Source organism: Pseudomonas sp. I2 (genome assembly GCF_040984075.1).
Taxonomy (GTDB): domain Bacteria; phylum Pseudomonadota; class Gammaproteobacteria; order Pseudomonadales; family Pseudomonadaceae; genus Aquipseudomonas; species Aquipseudomonas guariconensis_B.
This window is the reverse complement of the sequence record NZ_JBCGFQ010000006.1, coordinates 127,235-134,368: the sequence shown is the minus strand read 5'-3', so window position 1 is coordinate 134,368 and position 7,134 is coordinate 127,235. Positions and strand designations below refer to the sequence as shown.

Below are 7,134 nucleotides of genomic sequence, written 5' to 3'. Positions count from 1 at the left end.
CGGCGGCGCGTATCGCGCGCGTGCTGACCAACGACCCGGGCACCGGCGTGATGCGCCACGCCGACGCCGGCTATCAGATCGCTATCGACTGCGCCAAGGAGCAGGGCCTGGACCTGCCGATGATCACGGGCTGATCGACGTTCTTTGGGTTGTCGCCGAATTACGTTGATACTGAATAACAAGAAGGGGCCTGCGGGCCCCCTGCGAATTGGAGTAGCGAAGTGACCGAACTGACCCTCAAGCCCGGCACCCTGACCCTGGCGCAACTGCGCGCCATCCATGCAGCGCCGGTGCGCCTGCAACTGGACGCCAGCGCCGGCCAGGCCATCGACGCCAGCGTCGCCTGCGTCGAGCGCATCATCGCCGAGGACCGTACCGCCTACGGCATCAACACCGGTTTCGGCCTGCTGGCCTCGACCCGCATCGCCAGCCACGACCTGGAGAACCTGCAGCGTTCCCTGGTGCTGTCCCACGCCGCCGGCATCGGTGCCCCGCTGGACGACGACCTGGTGCGGCTGATCATGGTCCTGAAGATCAACAGCCTCAGCCGTGGTTTCTCCGGCATCCGTCGCAAGGTCATCGATGCGCTGATCGCCCTGGTCAACGCCGAGGTCTATCCGCACATCCCGCTCAAGGGCTCGGTTGGCGCCTCCGGCGACCTGGCGCCGCTGGCGCACATGTCGCTGGTCCTGCTCGGCGAAGGCAAGGCCCGCTACAAGGGCCAGTGGCTGCCGGCCAGCGAGGCCCTGGCGGTCGCCGGCCTGGAGCCGCTGACCCTGGCCGCCAAGGAGGGCCTGGCCCTGCTCAATGGCACCCAGGCGTCCACCGCCTACGCCCTGCGCGGCCTGTTCCAGGCCGAAGACCTGTTCGCCGCGGCCATCGCCTGCGGTGGCCTGACCGTGGAAGCGGCGCTCGGCTCGCGCTCGCCGTTCGATGCGCGCGTCCATGAAGTGCGCGGCCAGCGCGGTCAGATCGACACCGCCGCGTGTTTCCGCGACCTGTTGGGCGACAGCAGCGAAGTGTCCCGGTCCCACGAGAACTGCGGCAAGGTGCAGGACCCGTACTCCCTGCGCTGCCAGCCCCAGGTCATGGGCGCCTGCCTGACCCAGCTGCGCCAGGCTGCCGAAGTGCTGGCGATCGAGTCCAACGCGGTGTCGGACAACCCGCTGGTGTTCGCCGCCGAAGGCGACGTGATCTCCGGTGGCAACTTCCACGCCGAACCGGTGGCCATGGCTGCCGACAACATCGCCCTGGCCATCGCCGAGATCGGTGCCCTGAGCGAGCGCCGCATTTCGCTGATGATGGACAAGCACATGTCCCAGCTGCCGCCGTTCCTGGTGGAAAACGGCGGGGTCAACTCCGGCTTCATGATCGCCCAGGTCACCGCTGCCGCCCTGGCCAGCGAGAACAAGGCCCTGTCGCACCCGCACAGCGTCGACAGCCTGCCGACCTCGGCCAACCAGGAAGACCACGTGTCCATGGCCCCGGCCGCCGGCAAGCGCCTCTGGGAGATGGCCGAGAACACCCGTGGGGTGCTCGCCATCGAATGGCTGGGTGCCTGCCAGGGCCTGGACCTGCGCGAAGGCCTGAAGACCTCGACCAAGCTGGAGCAGGCGCGCCAGGCCCTGCGCCGCGAAGTGCCGCACTACGACCGCGACCGTTTCTTCGCCCCGGACATCGAAGCGGCCGCCGCGCTGCTGGCCAAGGGCTGCCTGACCGGGCTGCTGCCAGCGGGCGTATTGCCGAGCCTCTAGCTCTGCGGTGCCTCATCGCCGGCAAGCCGGCTCCCCCAGGGCTGGCGCCGCTCCCAAGGTCGGCGCGATACCTGTGGGCGCCGGCTTGCCGGCGATGGGGCGCGAAGCGGCCCCTTCGCTTCAGGACCAGAACAAGAATAAGGACGCGATATGCAACAAGAAGGTCTCAAGCGCGGGCTCAATGCCCGCCACATCCGCTTCATGGCCCTGGGTTCGGCCATCGGCACCGGGCTGTTCTACGGCTCCGCCTCGGCCATCCAGATGGCCGGCCCCGCCGTGCTGCTGGCCTACCTGATCGGTGGCGCGGCCGTGTTCATGGTCATGCGCGCCCTCGGTGAGATGGCCGTGCACAACCCGGTCTCCGGCTCCTTCGGCCAGTACGCCAGCACCTACCTGGGGCCCATGGCCGGGTTCGTCCTGGGCTGGACCTACGCCTTCGAGATGATCATCGTCTGCATCGCCGACGTCACCGCCTTCGGCATCTACATGGGCTTCTGGTTTCCCGAGGTGCCCCGCTGGATCTGGGTGCTGGGCATCGTCTTCCTGATCGGCGGGCTGAACCTGTGCAACGTCAAGGTGTTCGGCGAGATGGAGTTCTGGCTGTCGCTGCTCAAGGTCGGCGCCATCGTCGCGATGATCCTCGCCGGGCTGGGCATCATGGCCTTCGGCCTCGGCCAAGTGGGTGCCGACAACGCTATCGGCCTGAGTAACCTGGTGGCCCATGGCGGCTTCATGCCCAATGGCATCGCCGGCCTGGTCGCTTCCTTCGCCGTGGTCATGTTCGCCTTCGGCGGCATCGAGATCATCGGCATCACCGCCGGTGAGGCCAAGGACCCGCAGCGGGTCATCCCCAAGGCCATCAATGCCGTGCCGCTGCGTATCCTGCTGTTCTACATCCTCACCCTGTTCGTGCTGATGTGCCTGTACCCCTGGCCGCAGATCGGCAGCCAGGGCAGCCCGTTCGTGCAGATCTTCAGCCACCTGGGGATCGGCTCGGCGGCGGCCTTGCTGAACGTCGTGGTGATCTCGGCGGCGGTGTCGGCCATCAACAGCGACATCTTCGGCGCTGGCCGCATGATGTACGGCCTGGCCCAGCAAGGCCATGCGCCACGCGGTTTCGCCCAGGTCTCCCGGCATGGCGTGCCGTGGCTGACCGTGTTGGTCATGGGCGCGGCGCTGCTGCTGGGCGTGGTGCTCAACTACCTGATCCCGGAGAACGTGTTCCTGCTGATCGCCTCGATCGCCACCTTCGCGACCGTATGGGTATGGCTCATGATCCTGGTGACCCAAGTGGCCATGCGCCGCAGCATGAGCCGCGAGCAGGTGGCGCAGTTGAAGTTCCCGGTACCGTTCTGGCCGTACGGGCCGGCCATGGCCATCGTTTTCATGTTGTTCATCTTTGGCGTGCTCGGCTACTTCCCGGACACCCAGGCGGCGCTGATCGTCGGCGTGCTCTGGGTGGTGTTCCTGGTCGCCTCCTACCTGCTCTGGTGCAAGCCGCGGGCCGGGCAGGGCGAACCGGTGCGCGAGCCGGCCGAGCTGCACCGCTAGACACGGAGACCTTTTATGAGAACCCTCTGGCAGCATTGTCATGTGGCGACCCTGGCCCAGGGCCGCTACTCGATCATCGAGGACGCGGCGATCATCACCAGCGCTGGCCTGGTCGAGTGGATCGGCCCGCGCGACGATCGCCCTGTGGTCGAGGCCGACCGCACGGTGGACCTGGGCGGTGCCTGGGTCACCCCGGGGCTGATCGACTGCCACACCCACGCGGTGTTCGGCGGCAACCGCAGCGGTGAGTTCGAGCAGCGCCTGCAGGGTGTCAGCTACGCCGAGATCGCCGCCCAGGGCGGCGGCATCGCCAGCACCGTGCGGGCCACCCGCGCGGCCAGCGAGGACGAGCTGCTGGCCAGTGCCCGCCAGCGGGTCCAGGCGTTGATGCGCGATGGCGTCACGACGATCGAGGTCAAGTCCGGCTACGGCCTGGACCTGGCCAACGAGCGCAAGATGCTGAAGGTCGCCCGGCGCCTGGGCGAGGAGCTGCCGTTGACGGTGCGCAGCACCTGTCTGGCTGCCCATGCCCTGCCGCCGGAGTATGCCGGGCGGGCCGACGACTACATCGCGCATATCTGCGACGAGATGCTCCCGGCCCTGGCCGGGGAAGGCCTGGTGGACGCGGTGGACGCCTTCTGCGAGCACCTGGCGTTCTCGCCGGCGCAGGTCGAGCGAGTGTTCATCAAGGCGCGGGAGCTGGGCCTGCCGGTCAAGCTGCACGCCGAGCAGTTGTCGTCGCTGCATGGCTCGAGCCTCGCGGCGCGCTACCAGGCGCTGTCGGCCGACCACCTGGAGTTCATGACCGAGGAGGATGCCATCGCCATGGCTGCGGCCGGCACCGTCGCCGTGCTGCTGCCCGGCGCCTTCTATTTCCTGCGCGAGACCCAGTTGCCGCCGATGGATGCCCTGCGTCGCCACGGCGTGAAGATCGCCCTGGCCAGCGACCTCAACCCCGGCACCTCGCCGGCCTTGTCGCTACGGCTGATGCTGAACATGGGCTGCACCTTGTTCCGCATGACCCCGGAGCAAGCCCTGGCCGGCGTCACCCTGCATGCCGCCATGGCACTGGGCCTGGGCGACAGCCATGGTTCGCTGGAGGTGGGCAAGGTGGCGGACTTCGTCGCCTGGCAGATCGAGCGCCCCGCCGACCTGGCCTACTGGCTCGGCGGTGACCTGCCCAAGCGCGTGGTGCGCCTGGGCCATGAGATATCCAATTGAGCGAGGCGACATGGACAAGGTACTGAGTTTTCACCAGGGCCAACTGCCGCTGCTGGTCAGCATGCCGCATGCCGGGCTCGACCTGACCCCTGCGGTGCGCGACGGCCTGGTCGAGCAGGCGCGCAGCCTGCCCGACACCGACTGGCACATCCCGCAGTTGTACGATTTCGCCCAGGAACTGGGGGCCAGCGTGGTGGCGGCGCACTATTCGCGTTTCGTCATCGACCTCAACCGCCCGGACGACGACAAGCCGCTGTACGCCGGTGCCACCACGGGCCTGTACCCGGCGACGCTGTTCGATGGCGAGCCGCTGTTCAAGGCAGGTCTCGAGCCGTCCGCCGACGAGCGCAAGGCCTACCTGGAACAGGTCTGGCGCCCCTACCACGACACCCTCCGCCGTGAGTTGGCACGCCTGCGCGAGATCCACGGCTATGCGCTGCTGTGGGACGCCCACTCGATTCGTTCGCACGTTCCCCACCTGTTCGACGGCAAGCTGCCGGACTTCAACCTCGGCACCTTCAACGGCGCCAGTTGCGACCCGGCCCTGGCCGAGCGCCTGCAAGCGGTCTGCGCCGAAGCGCCGGGCTACAGCCATGTGCTCAACGGGCGTTTCAAGGGCGGACACATCACCCGTCACTACGGCGACCCGGCCAACGACATCCACGCCGTGCAGTTGGAACTGGCGCAGAGCACCTACATGGAAGAGGTCGAGCCGTTCACCTACCGCCATGACCTGGCCCAGCCGACCCAGGTGGTGCTACGGCGGTTGCTGGAGACGGTGCTGGCCTGGGGCAGGGAGCGCTACGGGCGCTGATCTGTCGGTCCTTTTCGCGGGCTTGCCCGCGAAGGGGACGGTGAGACCGGCGCAAAACCCTGCTGATTCACCACGACACATGCTCAAAGCGCAATTCAGGTTTATGATGCCCAACGGCAGACTAAATCCTCACACGGAGTGCGCAATGCAGACCTTGTACCCGCAGATCAAACCCTACGCCCGGCACGATCTGGCCGTGGAAGCGCCGCATGTGCTGTATGTCGACGAAAGCGGTTCGCCGGAGGGTCTGCCGGTGGTGTTCATCCACGGTGGCCCGGGCGCCGGCTGCGATGCCCAGAGCCGCTGCTACTTCGATCCCAACCTGTACCGCATCATCACCTTCGACCAGCGCGGCTGCGGACGCTCCACCCCCCACGCCAGCCTGGAGAACAACACCACCTGGCACCTGGTCGAGGACTTGGAGCGTATCCGCAAGCACCTGGGGATCGACAAATGGGTGCTATTCGGCGGCTCCTGGGGCTCCACCCTCGCCCTGGCCTACGCCCAGACCCACCCCGAGCGGGTCCATGGCCTGATCCTGCGCGGCATCTTCCTGTGCCGTCCCCAGGAGATCCAATGGTTCTACCAGGAAGGCGCCAGCCGCCTGTTCCCCGACTACTGGCAGGACTACATCGCACCGATCCCGGCGCACGAGCGCGACGACCTGGTCAAGGCCTTCCACAAGCGCCTCACCGGCAACGACCAGATCGCCCAGATGCACGCGGCCAAGGCCTGGTCGACCTGGGAAGGGCGCACTGCGACCTTGCGCCCCAACCCGCTGGTGGTCGATCGTTTCTCCGAGCCGCAGCGGGCGCTGTCGATCGCCCGTATCGAGTGCCACTACTTCATGAACAACGCGTTCCTGGAGCCAGACCAGCTGATCCGCGACATGCCGAAGATCGCCCACCTGCCGGCGGTGATCGTGCATGGCCGCTACGACGTGATCTGTCCGCTGGACAACGCCTGGGAGCTGCACCAGGCCTGGCCGAACAGCGAGCTGAAGGTGATCCGCGATGCCGGTCATGCCGCGTCCGAGCCGGGCATCACCGACGCCCTGGTACGTGCCGCCGACCAGATGGCCCGGCGCCTGCTCGACCTGCCCCTGGAAGAAGCATGAAAGGGCTGCTGCAACGCGTCCGCGGTGCGCGGGTCGAAGTGGCGGGGGAGGTGGTCGGTGCCATCGACCAGGGCCTGCTGGTGCTGGTGGCGGTCGAGCCCGAGGACACCCGCGAGCACGCCGAAAAACTGCTGCACAAACTGCTCAACTACCGAGTATTCAGCGATGCCCAGGGCAAGATGAACCTGTCGCTCAAGGATATCGGCGGCGGCCTGCTGCTGGTGTCCCAGTTCACCCTGGCCGCCGACACCCGCAACGGCATGCGCCCGAGCTTTTCCACCGCCGCGCCACCGGCCCTCGGCGCCGAGCTGTTCGACTACCTGCTGGCGCAGGCCAAGGCGGCCCATGGCGATGTCGCCAGCGGTCGTTTCGGCGCTGACATGCAGGTGCATCTGGTCAATGATGGCCCTGTAACATTAATGTTGCAAATGTGAGCTTAAAGAACCCTGTGGCTACATGAATCCAGGGGGTTCATACGATAAATAGTGTGTTCAGCCTGATGCGTTGTAACGCGGCCTGCTGGATAATCGCGCGCTGCGAGAGCCCCGTTCGTGGGCTCGTTTCACCTTGACTCGAGCATTGTCTGGATCCGTTTGGGGAATCATTGCGCCCGTACGGGGTCCGAACAGTGCTCGCCAACCCGGCATTTGTCGCTGGCCGTTGGTTTCATGATCTGT

Annotated in this window: 7 protein-coding genes; all 7 read left to right on the top strand. The window is 66.9% G+C overall.

Going from position 1 to position 7,134, the window contains the following annotated elements; translation table 11 throughout:
* Positions 1 to 134, top strand: a 134-nt coding sequence (locus WCE05_RS05250) for a hypothetical protein (protein WP_368815539.1), incomplete at its 5' end; no start/stop codon positions are given.
* An 87-nt stretch (positions 135 to 221) separates the two neighbouring features.
* Positions 222 to 1,754 (top strand): histidine ammonia-lyase, encoded by a 1,533-nt coding sequence (hutH, locus tag WCE05_RS05245; RefSeq protein ID WP_225790883.1) that lies wholly within the window; start codon positions 222 to 224, stop codon positions 1,752 to 1,754.
* A 150-nt stretch (positions 1,755 to 1,904) separates the two neighbouring features.
* Complete coding sequence (locus WCE05_RS05240; RefSeq protein ID WP_225790884.1) at positions 1,905 to 3,305, top strand: amino acid permease; 1,401 nt, start codon at positions 1,905 to 1,907, stop codon at positions 3,303 to 3,305.
* A gap of 15 nt (positions 3,306 to 3,320) precedes the next feature.
* Positions 3,321 to 4,526, top strand: a complete 1,206-nt coding sequence (gene hutI, locus WCE05_RS05235; protein WP_225790885.1) for an imidazolonepropionase — start codon at positions 3,321 to 3,323, stop codon at positions 4,524 to 4,526.
* Between the two features lie 10 nt (positions 4,527 to 4,536).
* Positions 4,537 to 5,340 (top strand): N-formylglutamate deformylase, encoded by an 804-nt coding sequence (hutG, locus tag WCE05_RS05230; RefSeq protein WP_225790886.1) that lies wholly within the window; start codon positions 4,537 to 4,539, stop codon positions 5,338 to 5,340.
* A gap of 145 nt (positions 5,341 to 5,485) precedes the next feature.
* Complete coding sequence (pip, locus tag WCE05_RS05225) at positions 5,486 to 6,457, top strand: prolyl aminopeptidase (RefSeq protein WP_253102787.1); 972 nt, start codon at positions 5,486 to 5,488, stop codon at positions 6,455 to 6,457.
* Complete coding sequence (dtd, locus tag WCE05_RS05220; RefSeq protein ID WP_368815538.1) at positions 6,454 to 6,891, top strand: D-aminoacyl-tRNA deacylase; 438 nt, start codon at positions 6,454 to 6,456, stop codon at positions 6,889 to 6,891. Before pip ends, dtd begins: the two co-directional genes overlap by 4 nt.
* Positions 6,892 to 7,134 lie beyond the last annotated feature (243 nt).